We start from the raw sequence: 22,876 nt of genomic DNA on the forward strand, positions 1-22,876 counted from the left end.
CAAAAGATTACGATTGAATAAAGTTGAGCAGATCGCCGTTGATCTGTTGTTTATGGGTGGTGCAAATACCATGCGAGCCGCCGACATACACCTTCAGCTGCGAGTCCGGCAGTATTTCCGCCGCGACCTTTCCGCAGGTTTCAAACGGGACAATCTGATCGTCATCACCGTGGATAACCAGCGTCGGAATGGTCATTTTTTTGAGGTCCTCACGCAGGTCGGTTTCTGAAAACGCGTGAATACAGTCGTACAACGCTTTGATGGAACCTTGTAAGCCCTGTTCAACAAAGCTTTCGCGAACGGCTTTTGACTCGTTCGCACCCGGGCGGTTGTAGCCATAGAATGCTGCGGTCAGTTCATAGAAAAAGGCAGCGCGATCGTTTATCACCCCTTCACGGATGCCATCAAACACCTCTTTCGGCACGCCATTTGGATTAAAGTCGGTCTTGATCATAATGGGCGTCACCGCGCCGATTAACACCGCTTTTGCCACCCGCTGCGTTCCATGGCGACCTATGTAGCGCGCCACTTCCCCACCGCCGGTAGAGTGTCCGACATGAACAGCATCTTTAAGATTGAGATGCGCGGTCAGTTCAGCCAGATCGTCAGCATACTGATCCATATTGTGGCCATCCCAGGGTTGGGCCGAACGCCCATGGCCGCGCCTGTCATGGGCGATTACACGAAATCCTTTCGACCCGAGGAACAGCATCTGATCTTCAAACGCATCTGCCGTCAACGGCCAACCATGGCTGAAGACGATAGGCTGTCCACTTCCCCAGTCTTTAAAATGCAAATAGCTGCCGTCTTTCAAGGTAAGTTTGTCGTACTCGCTCATGAGATCTCCTGTCGCGGAACACTGAGTTGTTTGACGCGCCCGTAGCGAGCGCTTAAAAAGCATAATGCAAATTGGAGAACGATCACGTTTTTCGGCTAAAATCACACTATATGCGACAAAATTGATGATTTACCTGAATGTGAACTAAATCACTTCAAACATGGGGTAAGTCTCAGTATCATCATAAAAGCTAAACCCTTGCCGCCTGACGGTGAGGGTTTTCTTTTGGGATTATTTACCTGCGCACCCGCAGTTTCGACGACATGGAGTAATAAATGTCCAGACCAACTATCATCATTAACGACCTCGATGCGGAACGCATTGACCGCCTGTTGGAGCAACCTGCGTTTGCTGGTTTACCGATTGCCGACGCCCTGAACGCCGAGCTGGATCGTGCCCAAATGTGTTCTCCAGAAACCATGCCGCACGATGTCGTAACCATGAACAGCCGCGTGAAATTCCGCAATCTGAGTGATGGCGAAGTCCGTGTGCGTACCCTGGTGTATCCGGCCAATATGACTGACAGCAGCACACAGCTTTCGGTAATGGCACCTGTCGGCGCTGCACTTCTGGGCCTGCGCGTTGGCGACACTATTCACTGGGAACTGCCTGGCGGGACCTCAACGCACCTCGAAGTCATCGAGCTTGAGTACCAGCCTGAAGCTGCAGGCGACTACCTGCGCTAACTCTGTCTTATCAAAGCCACGCGCTTTATCTTACAGGGGATGCATCCGCATCCTCTTTCCGGTTAGATTTCCCTGCTCCTCGCTTTCTTTCCTGTGCGCAAAACATAAATCTGTGTCGTGACTGACAGAATCATTTTTAATACTATGCTGTTATGTGTTCATGTAATGACAAGGAGAATGTTTATGTACAACACAATCATAATGCCTGTTGATGTATTCGAAATGGAACTGAGCGACAAGGCTATTCGCCATGCAGAATTTCTGGCCCAGGATAAAGGGGTTATCCATCTGCTGCATGTGCTGCCAGGCTCAGCGAGCTTAAGCCTGCACCGCTTTGCGGCCGATGTCCGTCGTTTTGAAGAGCATCTGCAACACGAAGCGGAAACCCGTCTGCAAACAATGGTCGGTCACTTCAGCATCGATCCTTCCCGTATTAAACAACACGTCCGCTTTGGCAGCGTCCGTGACGTGGTCAACGAGTTGGGTGAAGAGTTGAATGCGGATGTGGTCGTCATTGGATCGCGTAACCCATCAATCAGCACCCATCTGCTCGGCTCAAATGCTTCCAGCGTAGTTCGCCACGCGACGCTGCCGGTGCTGGTCGTGCGTTAACAGCCTCACCGTTACTAAAGAAAACCCCTGCCAGGTTAATGCCTGACAGGGGTTTTTATTACCTCACGATCAGTACAAATGACCGATATTGACGATAGTGCTGACCGTATCGCCAAAGAACGTCAGACGACTCAGGAATACGCCAACAAACAGCAGGACAAAGAGCGCTTTTGCACGACGCTCGCCCTGGCGGCTGAGCGCAAAGGCCACCACCAGACACACCAGGCTTGCGAGATAAAGCGGCGACGTCAGCCAGGCATGCGCCGTCATCTGCATGATAGTGCCGCCGCTTAGCCAGATAACAGGCGCGGCAATCATGACCGCCATACAAACAATAATTCCCTGGCGCAATGCGGCAACGGCAGGCGCGAGGTTAAGCAGCGGAATCGCCGCGCAGCCCATCACCCACACCGTAATGAAAAACAGCAGCATTGTCAGACCGTTGGCGATCGCCACCATTGCCGGGGCGGCATAGGTCATCCCCTGAACCGCCACCAGTGCGATCCCGAGAACAGAAGCCAGAACCGCCGGCACTTTATGTCCTTTTGCCAAAAACGTCACGCCCACCGCCGCGCCGTATAACGTTGCGCCGAGAATTTCACGGCTGAGCCAGGCGTGCTGCAGGTTGATCAGGGCGTTGTAGGCGCGATCCGGATGCGCAAGGTGCAATACCGCCGCCACGGAAGCCGCTGCCAGAATCAGCCCGCTAACCAACCAGTACAGGCGTTTGCTTTCCAGTTTTCCTTGCAACGCGCGCAGCGTCAGAATGAGCGTTATACCGACCGACATCTGGCTCAAGACGGTAAAAATAACCAGAGGAAGTTCATACTTTTCCATTACTTGCCCTCCGGTTGCTTCGGTTGACGCGCGAGGATAAAACGCGTGCCAGGATTAAGCTGCGGCATACGCGGGAATCCCGGCGGATACTGCACCGCATTGTCAGGTATCGGATCGGCATCGAGGTCAATAAGCGTCAGCGCACCTACCGGACAGGCATTCACGCACGCCGGCTGCATGCCAACATCAAGACGCTCGTAGCACATGCTGCATTTTTCCGCTTTTTTCGTTTCTTCATTAAAGCGCGGCGCACCGTATGGACAGTTGCGGATACAGTTTTTGCATCCGATACAACGTTCCGGGTTATGCACGACAACGCCATCCTCACGTTTGGTGTACGCCTCTACCGGACAAGCTGCCAGGCAGGCCGGATTTTCGCAGTGGTTACAGGCCAGCGAGTAGAACGCTCGCTCCTCATGCGGATAAATTTCTTTATCCAGCGGGTAGACATAGCGCCAGAAACGTTCTGGCTCCAGCTGGTTAAAACTTTTACACGCCATCGCACAGCCACGGCAGCCGATGCACTTATCGCTATTAACTAAAAACGCGCGTCTCATGCCGCTGCTCCTTCATTTCCTGACAGAGTAATATCTACAAATTGACTGTGAATGGCCGCACCAGGTGCGCCTGTCGCCATTTTCCCCATATCGGCTGGCGTATCTTTAACCACATTCTGTACGTTGTAACTAAGCTTATTGAACCAGGACTCGTACATCACAAGAAAATCTTCCGGCACGTTGGTGGTGATTTTGGCGCGCAGCTCAACATGACCCGCCTCGTTGAAAACTTTGACGTGAGCGCCCTCTGTGATGCCCTTTTTCTGCGCAGCAAGCGGGTGGATATAGACAAAGGGTTCTGGCCAGAAAACCTGCATCCAGTCCAGATTGACAAACTGCGAGTGCAGACCGTACTGCAGGTGAGGTGTAAACAGGTGGAACGGCAGCGCTCCCTGCGCACCCACTTTATATTCAGGCAAAGCCGTGTGACCGTTTTCCGCGCAGCGTTCTGATTTAAACTCATACTTGCCTGACGGCGTTTTGAATTTGCGATCGAACCAGGCCGCGCTGCTGACCATTTTTGCTTTGCGGGGTCCTTCCAGCAGGTCATTCCAGCCCGCTATGCCGAACTGTTTGCCCATTCCCTCATTGAATTCCTGATCCAACCAACGTTTAGCATCAAACTCCTGCGGGAAGGTACATGAACCGGGTTCCAGTTTATTGATGGTTTTGGACAACAGCGCCGCTATTTCAGGATCGCTCTTGCACTCATACAGCGGTTTAATAGCCGGTTCGTTGACGGATAACCAATAGTGCCAATAGGACGAAGAGACATCCCATTGCTCAAAAGTTGTTGTGACGGGCAGCACGATATCCGCATGCTGGACGGTTTCGTTGAAGAACTGGTCGACACAAACCACCATTTCCAGTTTATCAAACGCTTTGATCATCTTGTTGCGGTCGAAATCCTGAGCAAATGGGTTTTTAGAGGCCACCCACAGCATACGTACCGGCGGTTCACTGGCGTCGAGGATCCCCTGCGCCGTTTGGTTGATGTTCAGTGCACGATCGGAGTATTCGCTCTTCTCACCGCTATCGCTAACAAACTCGCCCACCGGACCACCAGCGCCTTTCATGCCGACAGAACCTGCAGGCTTTTGCATCATTCCGTGGTAGTTATAGCCCCATGTCTGCAGATGGCCGTAGCGAGCGCCGCCGCCCTCAATACCAATATTGCCGGTCATCGCCACAAAGGCATCGATCGCACGTACGTTAGCGCCGCCGTTAACATGGCGCTGCATGCCGTAGCCAATCCACACGGTGGCAGGATTAACCGCCGTAAACTCTTCCGCCAACTGGCGAATCACATCCGCCGACAGACCGCAAATTTCAGCAGCCCACTCTACGGTCACACTGTTGCGTAGATACGCTTCGAATTCCGGGTATCCGTGGGAATAGTGAGTGACGAAATTCTGATCCACCAAACCTTTATCCACCAGGTGGCGCGCCATGCCCAGCGCCAGGGCGCCATCAGAGCCTGGACGAACACGTAAATAGAGATCGGCTTTCGCGGCGGTTTGCGTTAACAGCGGATCGATAACGACCACTTTTGCGCCTTTCTCCCGCGCCTGATAGATGTACTTCATGGTGTGCATAGAGCACCATGCCGGGTTAGCGCCCCAGATGATGATGTATTTTGCTTTAACAAAATCTTCCGGGTCGTTACACCACATGTCGCCCATGTCGTAGTTCTGGGCATCGATACCCGCTGGCCAGCAAGGCGTCCCGGCAAAACGGGTGGTGTAACCCAGCGAAGACATCATCCCTTCAACGGCATAGCCCATCACGCCAAGATTGCCTGAGTATTTTGATAGCGCCAACCCAAGCATTGAGCCGTCTTTCTTTTTGATCTCCAGCATCTTGGTTGCAATGCGCTGCATTGCTTCGTCCCAGGAGATACGACGCCAGTTACCGCTGCCACGAACATCCTGAATCATCGGATATTTAATGCGATCCGGGCTATATACCCGGCGAGGATAAGTCAGACCTTTTACACACGGTGTTCCGTGCGTAAACGTTGACTCAGGCGCGCCTTCCACAAAGGTGATAACGTCATCCTTGACCCAGGTTTTCAGGCTACAGGTGTCATAGCAGTTACGCGGACAGGCGTTGCGAGAAATTTTGTAGGTTTTGGGGTTAAACGGAATGGGCGGTTGCGCCAATGCGCAGCGTGAAGTCAGCAATCCCCCTGGCAGGGCAGCCACTGTTCCAAGGGCAATTAAGCCTTTCAAAAATGAACGTCTGTTCAGAATTCCCGGTTCATTACTCATATTGATACTCTCGTGTTTAATTCATCAAGCCAAGAAGACAACCTTTCCGCGACGGTTTTCAGCGTGGCGGTCTGTGCATTTATATTTATTTTTTCTATATACTCGGGCACCCACATCGCTATATACTCAATTACATATCGAGTAAGGGCGACCTGGTATTCTGCTGATGTTCTGGCATTAGCCGATAATAAAACCGCTAATTCCAATACACAGGAAATATGATCATCCGGAATGTTATTTACATGGCTTATAGACAAACCTATGTTTGCCATAAATTCCCGCATGCTCAGCGTTGATTTACCCATTACGAGGGCATCTTCTTCGAGATAAACCGAAGCGAATGGCGCGGCCTTTAGCGTTTGTGGCCCGACAAATAGCGCATTGAAGTCGTACTCTGCTTCCAGCCACTCCTGCTCTGTTAGCGTCGAGGCATTTGTATCCAAAGCTGAATAAGCCGCTTTCAGCGTGTGACTATCGTGAGAAATAAAAAAATCACGCAACAACAACCCTGTCGATTCAAAGATCGTCAGGGTTTCATATATTTCACCCATGAATTAACCAACCATTTATTCATACAACAAATGAAAACATAATGCAGGTTAATATAATAAAGAAAACGTCTAATCTTTCTTTGATAAAACTAATGATCAGACTAATTAAGTGAATGTTTTATGCGGTTAATTGTTTCAAGAATTGACAATATGAGAGCGTGGAAATAAAAAACCGCCAGCGGATGACTGGCGGTTTTGGCATTGCAGGTGAGTCTTACTTTTTTTATGCTACTGTCGTGCGAATCAGATAATCAAACGAACTCAACGAGGCCTTCGCGCCTTCACCGGTCGCGATGATGATCTGCTTATACGGTACGGTGGTGCAGTCACCGGCGGCGAAAACGCCCTTCACGCTGGTTTCACATTTGGCATCGATGATGATTTCACCCATGCGATTACGTTCAACGGCACCTTCCAGCCAGTTGGTGTTTGGCAACAGACCAATCTGTACAAAGATACCTGCCAGTTCCACGCTGTGAACATCGCCACTCACGCGGTCGCGATACTCCAGACCAGTGACTTTGCTGCCATCGCCTTTCACTTCTGTCGTTTGCGCATTCAGAATGATGTCGACGTTTTTCAGGCTGCGAAGCTTATTCTGCAGCACCTGATCGGCCTTCATTTCAGGAGCAAACTCCAGCAGCGTCACATGTTCAACAATGCCTGCGAGGTCAATAGCTGCTTCAACACCAGAGTTACCGCCGCCAATCACCGCCACGCGCTTACCCTTAAACAGCGGGCCGTCGCAGTGCGGGCAGTAAGTTACGCCTTTGGTGCGATACTGATCTTCGCCCGGAACGTTCATGTTGCGCCATTTCGCGCCGGTGGCGATGATAATGCTGCGCGCTTTCAGCACCGCGCCGGATGCCGTTTCAATCTGGTGCAAACCGCCTTCCTGCGCCGCCGGAACCAGTTTGCTTGCGCTCTGGCTGTCGATCACATCAACATCATAATCATCAACGTGTGCTTTCAGCGCGCCCGCCAGTTTCTGGCCTTCGGTTTTCGGTACCGAGATGTAGTTTTCAATATCAACGGTATCAAGAACCTGACCGCCAAAGCGTTCGCCCATCAGACCGGTGCGAATACCTTTACGTGCAGAGTACACCGCCGCCGCCGCTCCCGCAGGACCGGAGCCAACAATCAGCACATCATAGGCATCGCGCTTATTCAGCTCTTCGGCCGCACGTTTTTCTGCGCCAGTATCCACTTTCGCGACAATCTCAGTCAGCGTCATACGACCCTGGCCAAACTCTTTGCCGTTCATATATACCGCCGGAACGCCCATCACATTGCGATCGGTGATTTCGTTCTGGAATGTACCGCCGTCAATCGCCGTATGCTTGATGCGTGGGTTCAATACCGACATCAGGTTCAGCGCCTGTACCACATCCGGACAGTTATGGCAGGAGAGCGAATAATAGGTTTCAAATTCAAAATCACCGTCGAGATCGCGGATCTGCTCCAGCAGCGCCTGCGCCTCTTTTGACGGATGACCGCCAGTCCACAATAGCGCCAGTACCAGAGAGGTAAACTCATGGCCCAGCGGAGAACCGGCAAAGCGCGGCCCCTGGTGAGAACCGGGATTGGTAATCAGGAACGATGGCTTACGTACCGCCAGAGTATTGTCTTCTTTAAAGGTGACTTTTTCTGACAGTTCAGCAATTTCAGTCAGCAGTTCCTTGATTTCTGCCGATTTAGCGCTGTCATCCAGCGTAGCAATCAGCTCAACAGGTTTGGTCAGTTTCTCAAGGTAAGCCCTGAGCTGGGTTTTCATATTTGTGTCGAGCATTCTTCTTCCCTCTCTGAAAACATCATCATGCAAGCGGCCTCGTTCAGGCAGTCTGAATACGTTTGCATCATGGTGTTGGAATAAAACGGGCACGACGCACCCGCTTAAGGATTAATTCGCAAGAATTTCGTGTTACAGGCAGGCGGCAAGCTTATGAATCCCCGGGAGCTTACATAAGTAAGTGACCGGGGTGATTAAGCGTAGCCAAGGCACCTGTAGCGCGAAAGGCGTAGCGAATTTTAGATTTTACCGACCAGGTCCAGAGACGGAGCTAATGTGGCTTCACCTTCTTTCCATTTTGCCGGGCAAACTTCACCTGGGTGAGAAGCGACGTACTGAGCCGCTTTGATTTTACGCAGCAGGTCAGACGCATCACGGCCGATACCTTCAGCGGTAACTTCGATTGCCTGGATGATACCCTGCGGGTCAACAACGAAGGTTGCGCGGTCAGCCAGACCTTCATCTTCACGCATGTTGTCGAAGTTACGGGTCAGAGCGCCAGTCGGGTCGCCGATCATCGCGTATTTGATTTTCGCGATAGTGTCAGAGCTGCTGTGCCATGCTTTGTGGGTGAAGTGGGTGTCAGTAGATACGGAATACACGTCTACACCCAGTTTCTGCAGTTCTTCGTAATGGTCTGCAACGTCGCCCAGTTCGGTCGGGCATACGAAAGTGAAGTCAGCCGGGTAGAAGAAGAAGACGCTCCAGCGACCTTCGGTATCTTTCTCGGTTACTTCGATGAACTCACCGTTTTTGAACGCCTGGTTTTTGAAAGGTTTAATTTTGGTATTAATCAAAGACATCTGTACTTCCTCCGTGTTTTCGTTGAGAGATAAGTTAACGAAAATCTCTTCGCAGGGCTAATGCGTTTCCTTTATCAAATCAATAAGCGATAACTAACAACCCACTCAAACACATGTTGTGAACCTAAAGATAAAAGTAAAAAAGGCCCCCTTTGCAGGGAGCCTCATTACCCGAGCTACCCGCAGGTAACGTCAGTGCCAGCAGGGCTGGCTATGTGTTGCGCTCTACATTACCTTAACAAAGGTCGTAACAGCGATTGGGATTACATCACCCAACTCAAGAAAGGGCAATCGACGGACGGTCGATCTTACCTATGGCTGCGATAGGTTTTGCAACTAAGTCCCCTTTCCTTCTGATTTTATAAGGAAAATCAATGTTTAAACGTACCTTACTGTTAACCCTGCTCCCTGCCGTGGTGCATGCCGAAGAACTGCCTGCTCCCGTTAAAGCTATTGAGAAACAGGGTATTACTATCCTGAAACCCTTCGACGCGCCGGGAGGAATGAAAGGCTATCTGGGAAAATACCAGGACATGGGGGTCACTATCTATGTCACGCCTGACGGTAAACATGCCATCTCCGGCTACATGTATAACGAAAAAGGCGAAAATCTCAGCAATGCGCTAATCGAAAAAGAGATCTATGCTCCTGCCGGACGAGAGATGTGGCAGCGAATGGAAAAAGCAGCATGGATTCTGGACGGGAAAAAAGAGGCCCCGGTCATCGTCTACGTGTTTGCCGATCCTTTCTGTCCCTATTGCAAACAGTTCTGGCAGCAGGCGCGTCCGTGGGTGGACGCCGGTAAAGTTCAGTTGCGTACATTATTGGTTGGCGTAATTAAACCTGAAAGTCCGGCCACCGCCGCTGCAATTCTGGCAGCCAAAGATCCGGCCAAAACCTGGCATGACTATGAGGCATCCGGTGGGAAAATGAAGCTGGAAATCCCGGCTTCGGTCCCTGCGGAGCAAATGAAGGTACTGAATATCAACCAAAAGTTGATGGATGATTTGGGAGCCAACGTAACGCCGGCAATCTATTACATGAGTAAAGACGATACGTTACAACAGGAAGTAGGCTTACCGGATAAAGAAAAATTAAACATTATCATGGGAAATAAATAAAGGTAACAAGATGAGTGATTGTTATCGTTCTCATTTCAATCACTCATTAGAATTAACTTTCTGGTGAAAATTACGCAATCTGTGCTATTTTAGCTAAAGTTAATTATTCATTAAGCACAGAAACATAAATTTCAAGAATAACTAGCATTTAAACTATTCCATAATTGAATTTTTCAATACATTACCATCACAGGAAGGTATGCATGGCTAACCTCTATGACCTCAAAAAGTTCGATCTCAACCTGCTGGTTATATTTGAATGCATATATCAACATTTGAGCATCAGCAAAGCTGCAGAAACGTTGTACATCACACCATCAGCCGTAAGCCAGTCATTACAACGACTACGTACGCAGTTTAACGACCCTTTGTTTATTCGCTCCGGCAAAGGCATCACGCCTACGGTGACAGGAGCCAATCTTCATCAGCACCTTGAGCAGAATCTAAATAAACTGGAACAAACCATTAATATTATGCACGGTTCCAGCCTGAAAAATAAATTCGTAATCTACAGTCCACAAATCACCACCACGCTGGGCGTAACGGAATTAATAAACTCATTAAGAAAAAACTCCGATGTTGAAATTGAACACCACGATATATTAATGTCGACAGAAACTGCAGAAAATATTCTGGCGTACCGCAAGGCTGATCTGATCATCTCGACAGTACCTGTGCACAACCGCTCTATCGTATGCACCCTGTTTAAAACAGTTGAAAGTGTATTAGTATGCAGCAGGAATCATCCCAGAATGGTTGAACACAGTACGCTTGAAGACATCATGCGCGAGCAGTTTACACTGTTTATCACGACACAACCCGGGGTCCAGGAACAACAGTCAGCAGCTAATAATCTCTTTCTCAACCGCAAAATAGGTTTTAGTAGTGATTCGTTGACTTCTATTACCAATATTATTGCCAGCACAGATATTATTGGTCTCCTTCCCAAAATAATATATGAGCAAAACGCGGTAGCGCTTAACCTGAAAGAGATCAGTGTTGATTTCAAATTACCGTCAGTTAAACTATTTTTAATGTATAATCGCTCCTCACTTAATAACAAATCATTTGCTGAGTACATTAAAACAATCACCCCATAGGCTCTGTAAATAACAACACAACAATATATATTTCTTATAAATTAGACAGCAATATTTAAACCGTGAATATGTTTAAGTATTGCATCCTGGTGAAATTAGCATATCTTATTGAAAGTATTTACTATAGCTGTAAATAATAAAATCTGGATATGGACTTGATATGTCTGTTTATAAAATACCACTGAATCAAAACGTTCTCGAAGCCGCACAGGAACGTATTGCCTGGACGCTTGAGGCTCTGCCACGCATTTGCGTTTCTTTCTCTGGGGGTAAAGATTCTGGGTTGATGTTACATCTGACGGCCATAAGTGCCCGCCAGTCAGGTAAAAAAATTGACGTGTTATTTATCGACTGGGAAGCCCAGTTTTCCTGCACTATCGACTATGTACAGGCGCTTCGCGAACGTTATTCTGATGTCATCGAACGCTTTTATTGGGTCGCATTACCGCTCACTACGCAAAATTCCCTCTCCCAATTTCAACCTGAATGGCAGTGTTGGGAACCGGGCACGCCGTGGGTTCGCCAGCCTCCGGAAGATGCCATAACCGATCCTGAGTATTTCTCTTTTTACCAGCCCGGCATGACGTTTGAACAATTTGTTCGCGAGTTCGCTGACTGGTATTCAGAGAAACGACCAGCCGCGATGATGGTCGGGATCCGCGCCGATGAGTCCTATAATCGTTTTGTCGCCATTGCTAATTCGCAAAAGCAACGCTTTGCCGATGATAAACCCTGGACCACCAGCGCCCCCGGCGGACATACCTGGTATATTTACCCACTTTATGACTGGAAAACCGCCGACATCTGGACCTGGTTTGCTAAAACCCAGTTGCCATGCAACCCCTTGTATAACCTGATGTATCAGGCCGGTGTTCCTACACGATATATGCGCATCTGCGAACCCTTTGGACCAGAGCAGCGTCAGGGACTGTGGCTCTACCATGTTATTGAGCCTGAACGCTGGGCGACAATGTGCGCGCGCGTCAGCGGCGTAAAAAGCGGCGGGATTTATGCAGGTCTCGATAACCATTTTTATGGTCATCGCAAAATATTGAAACCCGAACATTTAAGCTGGCAGGAATATGCCATGCTGCTGCTCAACAGCATGCCGGAAACGACCGCCGAACATTATCGCAATAAAATCGCCGTCTATTTGCAGTGGTATAAGAAAAAGGGCATGGAAAATATTCCGCAAACTCAGGAACGAGATATTGGCTCAGCGGATATTCCGTCGTGGCGGCGTATCTGTAAAGTCCTGCTGAATAACGACTACTGGTGTCGGGCGCTGTCATTCAGCCCAACAAAACCCAAAAACTACCAACGTTATAACGAACGCATGAAAACCAAACGCCAGGAATGGGGGATCTTATGCAACAACGATTAACTCAGGAACTCGTTGGCTTTCTTTCTGATCTGTCAGAAAAAGAGAGAATTGAGGCCATCAATGAATTCAGACAGGCGATACACAGCGTCAGTCCTTTTCGCGAAGAGCCTGTAGACTGCGTGCTGTGGGTTAAAAATGATCACATCTCACCCAATGACTACAATCCCAACAACGTTGCGCCACCGGAGAAAAAGCTGCTGCTGAAATCTCTGGAGGCTGACGGATTCACGCAACCCATCGTGGTGGTCCATTCCACGGCTGAAGAATACGAAATTGTCGATGGTTTCCACCGCCATGAACTAGGGAAAGCCAAAGCCTCGCTGCGCACAAGGCTAAAAGGATATTTGCCGGTCTCCTGTTTAGAGCGTGAGCGTCATGAGCGTATGGCTGCGACCATCCGCCATAACCGCGCTCGCGGACGTCACCAAATTCATGCCATGTCCGAAATCGTCCGTGAATTATCATTGCTGGGCTGGAGTGAAGAAAAAATTGGCAAAGATCTCGGCATGGATAGTGACGAGGTTTTACGCCTGAAACAAATTAACGGCCTGCAAGAATTATTTGCCGACCGTCGCTTCTCCAAAGCCTGGACGGTTAAATAGCTACAGCGAAACCAGACGTTCGGCTGCCGCTATCAGCGTCGATTCCTGCTTGGCAAAACATAGGCGAATCAGCTTATGCGGGAAAGGATCGGCGCAGAAAACCGATAGCGGGATCGCCGCGACGCCCACTTCTTTGGTCAGCCACTGGCAAAACTCAACGTCGCCAAGCGTGGAGACGGCGCTGTAATCGACCAGCAGAAAATACGTGCCTTCACACGGCAGAATTTCCAGTCGGCTTTCACGCAGCGCATTTACCAGTACATCGCGTTTTTTCTGATAAAAGGCTGGCAACTCACGATAATGCGTGGGATCTTCGCGCAGCATATCCGCCAGAGCCAGCTGTGCCGGCGTATTGACGGAAAACGTCAGATACTGGTGTACCTTGCGCAATTCCGTGCTAATGGCGGCAGGCGCTACGCAGTAGCCGACTTTCCAGCCGGTCATATGATAAGTCTTACCAAACGATGAAACGGCAACGGCACGTTCACGCAGCTGTGGATGCGCCAGCACGCTGGCATGTCCCTGTCCGGCGAAGCAGATATGTTCATACACTTCATCGCTGATGACAAAAATATCGCGTTCTTTAATCGCCTGCCACAGGGCATCGAAATCGGCGTGATGCCACACGCTGGCGGAAGGGTTGTGCGGAGTGTTAAGGATCACCAGCCGGGTCCGTTCGCTAAGTAAAGCGCTAAATTCCTGCCAGTCGACGCGAAAAGACGGCGGTTGCAGCGCGATGCGTTTGACCACGCCGCCGGATAATTCGATCGCGGGCGCATAGCTGTCGTAGCTCGGGTCAAAACAAATCACCTCATCGCCAGGCCGTACCAGTGCCGTAATCGCGGCGTACAATGCTTCTGTAGCCCCCGCAGTGACGGTCACTTCGCTATTCGCATCAGGTTTATAGCCGTACAGCTGCGCGGTTTTATCCGCAATAGCTTCGCGCAGCGGCTGTACGCCCGTCATCGGCGCATACTGGTTTGCGCCATGCGCGACGTGAAACGCCAGACGTTCTTGTAAAAAGAGCGGACCATCAAAATCAGGGAATCCCTGCGAGAGGTTAATGGCCTGGTACTGCTGCGCCAGCGCGCTCATTTGCGTGAAAATAGTGGTGCCCAGATTAGGCAGTTTGCTTTGCGGAATCAGCGGGTTATTACTCATTATAGTTATCCCAGCGTGTGATGTTGTGGTTGAAGCCACTATAGCACGATGCTAGTATTTGGCAATCAAGACGTTCAGACGTCTATATAAAAATAACCTGCCTGGACAGGACAGCCAAAAGGACAACACAACATGAGTAATACCGAGATTCGCGTCGTCACCGGCCCGGCCAACTATTTTTCCCATCCCGGCAGCCTGTCGAGACTCAACGATTTTTTCACCAGGGATCAACTCTCACGCGCCGTCTGGGTATATGGTCAGCGCGCCATCGATGCAGCCCGACCTTATCTGCCAGAGGACTTTCATCTTGCCGGGGCTAAACGCCTGCTGTTTACGGGCCATTGCAGTGAAACAGATGTCGCTCAACTGGCAAAAGAGTCAGGAGAGAATCGCAGCGTGGTGATTGGCGTGGGCGGCGGGACATTGCTCGACACGGCCAAAGCGCTGGCCCGTCGTCTGGGTCTGCCTTTTGTCGGTATTCCTACTATCGCGGCGACCTGCGCCGCCTGGACACCGCTCTCCGTCTGGTATAACGATGCAGGACAGGCGCTGCATTTTGAAATTTTCACGGATGCCAACTTCCTCGTACTGGTAGAACCCGAGATCGTTTTCCATGCGCCAGAAGAATACTTACTGGCGGGGATTGGCGACACGCTGGCGAAATGGTACGAGGCCGTCGTGCTCGCACCTCAACCGGAAACCCTACCGCTTACCGTGCGTCTGGGTATTGATGCGGCGCAGACGATTCGCGACGTCCTGCTGGAAAGCAGCGAGCAGGCGCTGGCAGACAAACAGCAAGGCACGCTAAGCCGCACGTTTTGTGATGTGGTGGATGCGATTATAGCCGGAGGCGGCATGGTCGGCGGTCTGGGCGAGCGCTATACCCGCGTGGCGGCCGCGCATTCGGTACACAATGGCCTGACCGTCCTCCCGCAAACGGAGAAGTTTTTACACGGCACCAAAGTGGCGTACGGCATACTGGTGCAGAGCGCGCTGCTGGGACAAGATGATGTGCTGGCGCAGTTGATTACCGCTTATCAGCGCTTCAACCTGCCAACCCGATTAGCTCAACTGGAAGTGAACATCAATAACCGCGTCGAACTCGATAAGGTTATCGCGCACACTCTGCGCCCTGTGGAGTCCATTCACGCGCTGCCGGTAACGTTAACGCCACAGACCCTGCGCGCAGCGTTCGAAAAGGTAGAGTCGTTTACGGTGTGACTATGGTGCAGGTTGCCTGATGACGGCTTCGCCTTATCAGGCCTACGGTCAAAGCATTGTTGTAGGCCGGATAAGCGTCAGCGCATCCGGCAAAAAATTAACAGCACTTCGCGCCGCCTTTCCCCCCATAGCGCGCATCCTGACGCTCGCGGAAAAATTCTTCATAGGTCATTGGCATCTGGTCCGGATGCGTGACGCGCATATGTTCAACATAGTTGTCGTAATCCGGCACACCTATCATTAATCGGGCGGTTTGACCTAAATATTTCCCGGCTTTGGAGAGCGTTTCAAACATAGTGTTTCCCTGTCGTACAAACGCCCTCCCCGTTCAGGAGAGGGCTCGTTGGTTAAGAGAATATTAGTGCGCGCCTTTCGCCTGCGCCACGATCTCTTCGACATTTTCAGGCATCGGTTCGTACGGCGTTTCTTTCGACGTCGGTTTGTCCTCTTTCAGCGCTGCCAGCGCAGTTCTGATGGAGAACAGACCCAGCACCACAACGACCACCATGAAAAAGATGGTCAGTCCCGCATCCAGTCGGTTATTAAATACCAGTTGCGTCAGCTGCGACTGGGTGTACTGCGCAGGAATGTTACCGCTGTCGATCATCGCCTGGAACTTGTTGGCGATAGCCAGGAAGCCGATTTTCGCATCCGGGCTAAACGCTTTCTGCCAGCCAGCGGTCAGGGTACAAATCAGCAGCCATGCCGTTGGCACCAGCGCCACCCATGCGTAGCGCTGACGTTTCATCTTGAACAACACCACCGCACAGAGCATCAGCGCCATACCGGCCAGCATTTGGTTGGCGATACCAAACAGCGGCCACAGAGTATTAATACCGCCCAGTGGATCCACCACCCCCTGGTGCAAGAAGTAACCCCAGGCCAACACGCACAGCGCTGTAGCCAGCAGGTTCGCAGGCAGCGAATCGGTACGTTTCAGACTCGGTGACACCACGCCCAGCAGATCCTGCAGCATAAAGCGCGCGGCACGTGTACCGGCATCTACCGCCGTCAGAATAAACAGCGCTTCAAACAGAATGGCGAAGTGATACCAGAACGCCACATCCATCATACCGCCCAGCGCACCGTGCAGAATGTACGCCATCCCTACAGCCAGCGTCGGCGCTCCGCCTGCGCGGGAGATAATGGATTGTTCACCGACTTCATTGGCGATTTGATGCAGGGTGTCCGGCGTAATGGCAAAGCCCCAACTGCTGACCACCTGCGCCGCAGAAGCGACTACGTCAACCGTCCCCGCCGGAGCCAGCACCGCCATCGGGCTGTTCATCGCAAAGTACACGCCCGGATCGATGATACACGCAGAAACCAGCGCCATGATGGCGACAAAGGATTCCATCAGCATCCCGCCGTAGCCGATAAAGCAGGCCTGCCCTTCATTCGCCAGCATCTTCGGCGTGGTACCGGAAGCGATCAGCGCATGGAAGCCCGATACCGCGCCACAGGCAATGGTAATAAACAGGAACGGGAACAGGTTACCGGTCCAGACCGGGCCAGTACCATCAACAAACTTTGTCAGCGCAGGCATGGTCAGCGTCGGACGCATGATCAGAATCCCTACCGCCAGACCAACAATGGTGCCGATTTTCAGGAAAGTAGAAAGATAATCACGCGGCGCCAGCAGCAGCCACACCGGCAGCACGGCAGCGACAAAGCCGTAGCCCACCAGCATCCACGTCAGCTGTACTCCGGTAAAGTCAAAGTACGGCGCCCAGGTCGGGCTTTCAGCGACCCAGCCGCCGGAAATAATAGCAAACACCAGGAATACAAGACCGATGACCGACACTTCACCAATGCGGCCCGGGCGCAGATAACGCAGGTAAATCCCCATGAAGATCGCCAGCGGGATGGTAAACGCGACGGTGTAAGTGCCCCACGGGCTGTGGGTCAGCGCTTTCACGACGATCATCGCCAGTACCGCAAGGATAATCACCATGATCATAAAACAGGCCACCAGCGCAATGACGCCCGCCGTAGGGCCCATCTCTTCTTTCACCAGTTCGCCAAGGGAACGACCATCGCGACGGGTAGAAACAAACAGCACCATGAAATCCTGCACCGCCCCCGCCAGCACTACCCCGGCGAGCAGCCAGATCATACCTGGCAGATAGCCCATTTGCGCCGCCAGCACAGGTCCAACTAACGGACCTGCTCCGGCAATCGCCGCAAAATGGTGACCAAACAGCACTTTTTTATCGGTAGGAACATAGTCCAGACCATCGTTATGACGCACGGCTGGCGTCATACGCGTCGGGTCCAGCGCCAGTACATTTTTCGCAATGTACAGGCCATAAAAACGGTAAGCGATTAGGTAAACACAGACCGACGCCACGACTATCCACAACGCGTTGATCTGTTCACCACGGTTTAATGCGATATAGCCGAGGGCAAATGCTCCCACTACGGAGAGCAATGTCCAGACGAGGTACTTCCCTGATTTGTTCATAGTTGTATCCGTTATCCTGGTCAGAGAGATGTTACATTTTGTTTCTATAACATCTTTTCTTGATTTAACAACCTGACAACCATGTAAAGCGGATATATCACTGATTTTTTACATTGTATTGTTAACTTGATCACTATCAACGCAGAGACAACTGAAAAAATTGCGCGCTATGTGCCAACCCCTCAATGTTTTGTCCACATCTCCTCCCGGCATGATGCAGAGCGAGTCACTTAATATTTTTATTATCAATAAGGATATTTATTAACAATATTAACCTGAACTTCTCAATTTATACGGTTAATACATTTATGGATTCAGACTATCCTGATTTTGTATGCAGTTAGTGCTTTATTTCATTTTAATCACCGATTTCAAAGCAAAGAATATACCCGCATCACCAGTTTTAATGACAAAATCATCCATATAAAAAATAAAATTAATTAAGCAGAATTTTTTCAGCGCCAGGTTGTTCAGGATGGCCGTATAAGGATATAAATTATGAATAAATGCTATCGCATCGTCTGGAATATCGCCAGAAATATGTTTGTGGTGACGTCAGAACTCTCGCAGGGCGATCATCGGGTCCGCGCAACCGTCGCGGGCCTGGTGTTATCGGTGGTTGGATTAACGGCAAACTGCGTTCATGCCAGCGACTACGGTCCGCTTAGCGGTGAAACCATCAGTTTAAATGATGGCGATACAGTGACGTCTGTTGATGGCACCACGGGTATCGAAAGCCTGTCCTCAGGGGGGCAAGGCGTACAAATTAATGGTAAAGCCACCATTAACGTTACTGGTGATAGTGGCTCTGTTGGGGTAAAGCTTGATAACAGCGCCAGTAATAATTTAGGTAACGGCACACAGATTAACGTTACGGACACAGGAACGGCGAAAACAGCATCAACCACAGGTCTTTATATTAACAACACCAGTCCAGGCACAAATATAGACGCCGAGAATATATCAATTAATACCATTAGTAAAAAAGATGCTTACGGAATTAACGTTCATACAGAAAACGCCACGCTGAACTTCGGCAACAAGAGTAAAATTGTCACCGAATCCCAAAATGGTAATGCGACGGGCGTCTATTTCTATGACGACAATAATACGTTAACCATGAATGCTGGAATAATCCAGGTTAACACCGAAGCAACCGGTAAGGCTGTCGGTATCGACACATACTGGGCAAACGGTACCACGCTCAATTTTGGGGATGACAGCCGCATAGAATTAACCAGCGGCACAGCCGGCGGCAGCGCGCTCTATCTTGGAAAAAACACCCAGGTTAACGCGAATGGGCTGAACATTGATTTCACCGTATCAGAGGCAGGAACAGGCACCACGATTTATGGTATCCAGGAGGGGCAATACAGCCAAGTTAATCTGGGCAAGAACAGCGCAATTACGCTCTCAATGCCTGGAGGTACGGCATATGGACTCGTTTCTGGTTCACAAAGTTATTTTACGGCAGATAGCCTTGATATCACCCTTTCCACAACCTCTACCGAGCGCGCAAAAGGTACGGGCGCGGACATCAGCGGCAACGTGGATTTTGGCAATGATTCCACCATTACCGTGCACGGTTTCTCCGAAGGATACGGGATGATTGTTGATGATTATTCAGCAACCAGCAAAGATGATGCCATCGGGACAGTAAAGGCCAACAATCTCACCATTGATGTCACCGGCCAGAAGACGGAAGGGCTTCGAATAGAAGGCGGCGTGGTTGATTTAGGGTCAGACAGCGCCATTAGCGCAAACGGGACTGCATCAACAATTTACCTGACCGGCCGAGGATACAGTGAATTCAATGCCAAAAATCTGACCGTCACGACCGCGCAGTCCACCGCCCTTACACTAATGAGCAGCATGCATGCCGCCGTCGCCAACATTGGCGAAGGCAGCACTATTGATGGAAGAAATTCCACAGGCCACACAACCAACGGTATTGTGGCCAACACCCCCTACAGCGCCCCGACAACCATAAATTTCAACGGTTCAGCAGAGCAGCGAAACACTATCTACGCGGTGAACGGCTATGGCGCATCAGCCCAATACAGCGGCGCGACGATCAATATATCCAATACGGATATCATCATGAGCGGTAACGATCCTTACGGTCTTTGGGCTATCGGCGATGGGGATTTTACCCATGCAGGCATCATCAATGGTGATAACCTGACTATTGATATGACCGGCGCTAACGGCAGTGGTTACGGCGTGATAGTGCAAGAAGGCGGTATCGTGAATCTGACGGGCGATACCACCATTATCGCCGACGGCGGCGTTGCCATCTGGAATCCGAAAGTTTCTTCGGGCGGGAATGTTCTACCTGGCGGGACGGTAAATGGCTCAGGGAAAATGACCATAACCGGCGACATCGTTAACAGCGGCTGGGGATATATCAACCTCAATATGGACGCGGATTCTTATTTCGCCGGGGCAACCTCGGTTAATGAAAGCTTCAACGACCAGGGTATTGATTCAATCCTCAACCTTAACCTTGCCGACCAGAGCCTGTGGCGGGTTACCGATGATTCCACGCTCACGACGCTGACTAACGCAGGAACCCTTGAGCTGGCGGCAGACCACGCAGCCGGAACTTACAGCACCGTGCATGCTGACGAGGTCACGCTGAAAGAAAGCAGTATTCTCAGCGTCGATTTAAGCGCCGCGGCGCTGGCCAGTCGGTCCGCTAACCCGCTAATTACCGGCGGACAGGTTAATCCCGGCGGCGATCTACACATCAGCAATTCGGGTAATGCGCTGGATCTCAACGCGCTGACCTCAGACAATCAACTGGCAGACATCGACACGGTTACGCTAATTGATGCCGACTCCGCAATCGTGAGCGATTTCGCTTCGATCTCAACCGATCCGGATACCCTGCCCGACTATATCGCGATTTCTGGTCAGGTTAACGCCCTTGATAATACCCAATATGAATTGGGCGTGGGGCTCAGTTGGTACGCCGGAGACTCCGCCGCGGTCTCTACGCCTGCACACGGTACGTTTACCCTTGACGCGGGCCAGACATTTACCGTCAATGGGTTGCTGGCAGATACCTCACCCAACGCCACCACTGGATGGGACGGTAAAAGTCTGACCAAAAAAGGAGACGGCACGCTCACCCTTACCGCAAAGAATACCTGGAGCGGAATCACAGACATTCAGCAGGGAACGCTGTGGTTGACTGAATCGGGCGCTATCGGCGCTGAAGGCAGCAAGCAGAGCGTCAATGTCAAAGCCGGAGCCACCCTCGGCGGCAACGGGGTAATCAACGGCGCGGTAAATAACCTCGGCCTGCTAAGTTTTGGCGATAGCACAACGCCAGACAGCCAGTTGATCGTTAATGGCAATGTGACCAACCAGGGCGTAATCCGCAGCAGTGGTTCGACTCCCGGGAATGCGTTAATCATCAACGGCGACTACACGGGCAACGGCGGTCAGCTCTCACTTAACGCCAGTTTGGGCGATGATAATTCACCAACCGACCAGCTCATTGTCTCGGGTAATGTAAACGGCAGCACCACGCTCTACATCAATAATGTGGATGGCGTGGGGGCATATACCGATCAAGGTATCGAGATTGTTGACGTCGGGGGGGTGTCATCGGATAACGCGTTTTCTCTTGGCAATCAGATTCAAATCGGCCTGTATGAGTATCGTCTGTATGAAGATAACGAAAGCTGGTATTTGCGTTCCAAAGCAGAAACACCCGACGATCCTGACGACAGCGACGTGACACCGGTTGATCCTGATGACGGCGACAGCGACGTCACACCGGTTGACCCTGATGACGGCGGCAGCGACGTCACACCGGTCGATCCTGATGACGGCGGCAGCGACGTCACACCGGTCGATCCTGATGACGGCGGTAGCGACGTTACCCCGACAAATCCACAATATCGCGCCGATATAGGCGCTTATCTGGGCAACCAATGGCTGGCGCGTAGCCTGCAGATGCAAACGCTGTTCGATCGTGAAGGGAGCCAGTACCGCTCGGCCGAAGGAAGCGTCTGGGCGCGAATGAAAGGCGGAAAAACGGACACATCGGCTGTAAACGGCAATATCGACATGGACAGCGATTACACCCAGTTTCAGCTTGGCAGCGACCTTGCAACCTGGCGCGATGATCAGCAAAGCATCACGTTTGGCCTGATGGCCAGTTACCTTGACGGCAGTACCGACAGCACCGGAAATCGTGGCGCGGATGGCAGTCAGTTTACAGCCACAGGCGATATCGACGGTTACAATCTTGGCGCGTATGCCACCTGGTTCTCTGATGCCCGGCAACATCGCGGCTGGTATGTTGATACGTGGTATCAGTATGGCTTCTACAATAACAGCGTCGAGAATGGCAATGCCGGTTCAACGCATTACGACTCCCTGGCTCACGCGATTTCGCTGGAAAGCGGTTATCGCTACGACATGAATATGAGCAGCGCTAACACAGTAAGCCTGACGCCACAGGCGCAGGTTATCTGGCAACGCTACGAGGTAGATAGCGTTGAGACAAATGGTACACGCATAGACGGGCAAAATAGCGATAGCTGGACCACACGTCTTGGTCTGCGAATTGATAGCCAGCTTTCATTCGTCGATGCAACCGTCCGGCCATTCGCAGAGATTAACTGGCTACACTCCACCGACGATCTGGCCGTATCATTTGATAACGCAACGGTAAAACAGGATCTTCCTGCCGATCGCAGCGAGCTAAAAGTGGGAATTCAGGCGAATCTCAATAGCCAGTGGAAAGTCAGCGTCCAGGCGGCAGGTCAGAAAGGTAATAACGACTACCGCGATCTCAACGGGAGTTTTAATCTGCGCTATAGCTGGTAACTGGTGTCACGAAGCGCGTCTAAACGACGCGCTTA

The 22,876-nt window shown here is 51.0% G+C and carries 18 protein-coding genes; 8 read left to right on the plus strand and 10 right to left on the minus strand.

Features of this window, described 5'->3' with window-relative positions; translation table 11 throughout:
* Nucleotides 1-7 precede the first annotated feature (7 nt).
* Entirely contained in the window at nucleotides 8-838 is an 831-nt protein-coding gene (locus OGV77_RS03420) for an alpha/beta fold hydrolase (protein WP_043015554.1), read from the minus strand.
* Between the two features lie 275 nt (nucleotides 839-1,113).
* Between OGV77_RS03420 and rnk the strand changes: the two genes are divergently transcribed.
* The gene (gene rnk / locus OGV77_RS03425; protein ID WP_005120853.1) at nucleotides 1,114-1,524 is read left to right on the plus strand and encodes a nucleoside diphosphate kinase regulator; all 411 of its coding nucleotides are present in this window, start codon (nucleotides 1,114-1,116) and stop codon (nucleotides 1,522-1,524) included.
* 183 nt (nucleotides 1,525-1,707) lie between these two features.
* Nucleotides 1,708-2,136 carry a universal stress protein UspG gene (gene uspG / locus OGV77_RS03430; RefSeq protein WP_003022101.1) on the plus strand — a complete coding sequence of 143 codons (429 nt, stop codon included), beginning with the start codon at nucleotides 1,708-1,710 and terminating at the stop codon, nucleotides 2,134-2,136.
* Nucleotides 2,137-2,205: 69 nt separating this feature from the next.
* Here uspG and OGV77_RS03435 read toward each other — a convergent pair whose 3' ends face one another.
* From OGV77_RS03435 to ahpC, 6 genes are all read right to left on the minus strand, one after another.
* Nucleotides 2,206-2,973, minus strand: a complete 768-nt coding sequence (locus OGV77_RS03435) for a dimethyl sulfoxide reductase anchor subunit family protein (protein ID WP_087051575.1) — start codon at nucleotides 2,971-2,973, stop codon at nucleotides 2,206-2,208.
* Nucleotides 2,973-3,530, minus strand: a complete 558-nt coding sequence (locus OGV77_RS03440) for a 4Fe-4S dicluster domain-containing protein (RefSeq protein ID WP_003022094.1) — start codon at nucleotides 3,528-3,530, stop codon at nucleotides 2,973-2,975. Before OGV77_RS03440 ends, OGV77_RS03435 begins: the two co-directional genes overlap by 1 nt.
* Nucleotides 3,527-5,800: a molybdopterin-dependent oxidoreductase gene (locus OGV77_RS03445; protein ID WP_286502609.1), complete on the minus strand. Its 2,274-nt coding sequence runs from the start codon at nucleotides 5,798-5,800 to the stop codon at nucleotides 3,527-3,529. Before OGV77_RS03445 ends, OGV77_RS03440 begins: the two co-directional genes overlap by 4 nt.
* A complete protein-coding gene (locus OGV77_RS03450; RefSeq protein WP_080625567.1) occupies nucleotides 5,797-6,351 on the minus strand; it encodes a TorD/DmsD family molecular chaperone in 555 nt (184 codons plus the stop codon). The genes OGV77_RS03445 and OGV77_RS03450 overlap by 4 nt, the downstream gene beginning before the upstream one ends.
* 223 nt (nucleotides 6,352-6,574) lie before the next feature.
* Nucleotides 6,575-8,140, minus strand: a complete 1,566-nt coding sequence (gene ahpF / locus OGV77_RS03455) for an alkyl hydroperoxide reductase subunit F (RefSeq protein WP_043015550.1) — start codon at nucleotides 8,138-8,140, stop codon at nucleotides 6,575-6,577.
* Nucleotides 8,141-8,379: 239 nt separating this feature from the next.
* Nucleotides 8,380-8,943, minus strand: coding sequence for an alkyl hydroperoxide reductase subunit C (gene ahpC, locus OGV77_RS03460; RefSeq protein WP_004859485.1), 564 nt, complete (start codon nucleotides 8,941-8,943; stop codon nucleotides 8,380-8,382).
* Between the two features lie 374 nt (nucleotides 8,944-9,317).
* Between ahpC and dsbG the strand changes: the two genes are divergently transcribed.
* The 4 genes from dsbG (at nucleotide 9,318) to OGV77_RS03480 (ending at nucleotide 13,150) form a co-directional block, all read left to right on the plus strand.
* Nucleotides 9,318-10,064, plus strand: coding sequence for a thiol:disulfide interchange protein DsbG (dsbG, locus tag OGV77_RS03465; RefSeq protein WP_043015549.1), 747 nt, complete (start codon nucleotides 9,318-9,320; stop codon nucleotides 10,062-10,064).
* Nucleotides 10,065-10,267: 203 nt separating this feature from the next.
* Nucleotides 10,268-11,164, plus strand: a complete 897-nt coding sequence (citR, locus tag OGV77_RS03470; protein WP_047412754.1) for a DNA-binding transcriptional repressor CitR — start codon at nucleotides 10,268-10,270, stop codon at nucleotides 11,162-11,164.
* A 160-nt stretch (nucleotides 11,165-11,324) separates the two neighbouring features.
* Nucleotides 11,325-12,548, plus strand: coding sequence for a phosphoadenosine phosphosulfate reductase (locus OGV77_RS03475; protein WP_043015547.1), 1,224 nt, complete (start codon nucleotides 11,325-11,327; stop codon nucleotides 12,546-12,548).
* Nucleotides 12,533-13,150: an IbrB-like domain-containing protein gene (locus OGV77_RS03480; protein ID WP_043015546.1), complete on the plus strand. Its 618-nt coding sequence runs from the start codon at nucleotides 12,533-12,535 to the stop codon at nucleotides 13,148-13,150. Before OGV77_RS03475 ends, OGV77_RS03480 begins: the two co-directional genes overlap by 16 nt.
* Here the strand turns inward: OGV77_RS03480 and OGV77_RS03485 are convergent, their stop codons facing one another.
* Nucleotides 13,151-14,311 carry a pyridoxal phosphate-dependent aminotransferase gene (locus OGV77_RS03485; protein ID WP_087051577.1) on the minus strand — a complete coding sequence of 387 codons (1,161 nt, stop codon included), beginning with the start codon at nucleotides 14,309-14,311 and terminating at the stop codon, nucleotides 13,151-13,153.
* 132 nt (nucleotides 14,312-14,443) lie between these two features.
* Between OGV77_RS03485 and OGV77_RS03490 the strand changes: the two genes are divergently transcribed.
* A complete protein-coding gene (locus OGV77_RS03490; protein ID WP_087051579.1) occupies nucleotides 14,444-15,532 on the plus strand; it encodes an oxidoreductase in 1,089 nt (362 codons plus the stop codon).
* Nucleotides 15,533-15,629: 97 nt separating this feature from the next.
* Here OGV77_RS03490 and OGV77_RS03495 read toward each other — a convergent pair whose 3' ends face one another.
* Together OGV77_RS03495 and cstA are read right to left on the minus strand one after the other, a co-directional pair.
* On the minus strand, nucleotides 15,630-15,827 hold the full coding sequence (locus tag OGV77_RS03495; RefSeq protein WP_043015543.1) for a YbdD/YjiX family protein: 198 nt from the start codon (nucleotides 15,825-15,827) through the stop codon (nucleotides 15,630-15,632).
* Nucleotides 15,828-15,890: 63 nt separating this feature from the next.
* Nucleotides 15,891-17,996: a pyruvate/proton symporter CstA gene (cstA, locus tag OGV77_RS03500; RefSeq protein ID WP_043015542.1), complete on the minus strand. Its 2,106-nt coding sequence runs from the start codon at nucleotides 17,994-17,996 to the stop codon at nucleotides 15,891-15,893.
* A gap of 498 nt (nucleotides 17,997-18,494) precedes the next feature.
* On the opposite strand from cstA, the gene OGV77_RS03505 reads away from it, so the two are divergent.
* Nucleotides 18,495-22,841: an autotransporter outer membrane beta-barrel domain-containing protein gene (locus tag OGV77_RS03505; protein WP_087051581.1), complete on the plus strand. Its 4,347-nt coding sequence runs from the start codon at nucleotides 18,495-18,497 to the stop codon at nucleotides 22,839-22,841.
* Nucleotides 22,842-22,876 lie beyond the last annotated feature (35 nt).

Origin of the sequence: Citrobacter sp. Ce129 (assembly GCF_030334545.1) — a bacterium.
Classification (GTDB): domain Bacteria; phylum Pseudomonadota; class Gammaproteobacteria; order Enterobacterales; family Enterobacteriaceae; genus Citrobacter; species Citrobacter europaeus.

Bases quoted from the DNA above. Each gene is read 5' to 3' on its own strand.
- ahpC (WP_004859485.1), bottom strand. From the start codon at position 8,943: ATGTCTTTGATTAATACCAAAATTAAACCTTTCAAAAACCAGGCGTTC.
- OGV77_RS03450 (WP_080625567.1), bottom strand. From the start codon at position 6,351: ATGGGTGAAATATATGAAACCCTGACGATCTTTGAATCGACAGGGTTG.
- rnk (WP_005120853.1), top strand. From the start codon at position 1,114: ATGTCCAGACCAACTATCATCATTAACGACCTCGATGCGGAACGCATT.
- OGV77_RS03505 (WP_087051581.1), top strand. From the start codon at position 18,495: ATGAATAAATGCTATCGCATCGTCTGGAATATCGCCAGAAATATGTTT.
- OGV77_RS03490 (WP_087051579.1), top strand. From the start codon at position 14,444: ATGAGTAATACCGAGATTCGCGTCGTCACCGGCCCGGCCAACTATTTT.
- dsbG (WP_043015549.1), top strand. From the start codon at position 9,318: ATGTTTAAACGTACCTTACTGTTAACCCTGCTCCCTGCCGTGGTGCAT.
- OGV77_RS03475 (WP_043015547.1), top strand. From the start codon at position 11,325: ATGTCTGTTTATAAAATACCACTGAATCAAAACGTTCTCGAAGCCGCA.
- OGV77_RS03480 (WP_043015546.1), top strand. From the start codon at position 12,533: ATGCAACAACGATTAACTCAGGAACTCGTTGGCTTTCTTTCTGATCTG.
- ahpF (WP_043015550.1), bottom strand. From the start codon at position 8,140: ATGCTCGACACAAATATGAAAACCCAGCTCAGGGCTTACCTTGAGAAA.
- cstA (WP_043015542.1), bottom strand. From the start codon at position 17,996: ATGAACAAATCAGGGAAGTACCTCGTCTGGACATTGCTCTCCGTAGTG.
- OGV77_RS03420 (WP_043015554.1), bottom strand. From the start codon at position 838: ATGAGCGAGTACGACAAACTTACCTTGAAAGACGGCAGCTATTTGCAT.
- OGV77_RS03435 (WP_087051575.1), bottom strand. From the start codon at position 2,973: ATGGAAAAGTATGAACTTCCTCTGGTTATTTTTACCGTCTTGAGCCAG.
- OGV77_RS03495 (WP_043015543.1), bottom strand. From the start codon at position 15,827: ATGTTTGAAACGCTCTCCAAAGCCGGGAAATATTTAGGTCAAACCGCC.
- OGV77_RS03440 (WP_003022094.1), bottom strand. From the start codon at position 3,530: ATGAGACGCGCGTTTTTAGTTAATAGCGATAAGTGCATCGGCTGCCGT.
- OGV77_RS03445 (WP_286502609.1), bottom strand. From the start codon at position 5,800: ATGAGTAATGAACCGGGAATTCTGAACAGACGTTCATTTTTGAAAGGC.
- citR (WP_047412754.1), top strand. From the start codon at position 10,268: ATGGCTAACCTCTATGACCTCAAAAAGTTCGATCTCAACCTGCTGGTT.
- uspG (WP_003022101.1), top strand. From the start codon at position 1,708: ATGTACAACACAATCATAATGCCTGTTGATGTATTCGAAATGGAACTG.
- OGV77_RS03485 (WP_087051577.1), bottom strand. From the start codon at position 14,311: ATGAGTAATAACCCGCTGATTCCGCAAAGCAAACTGCCTAATCTGGGC.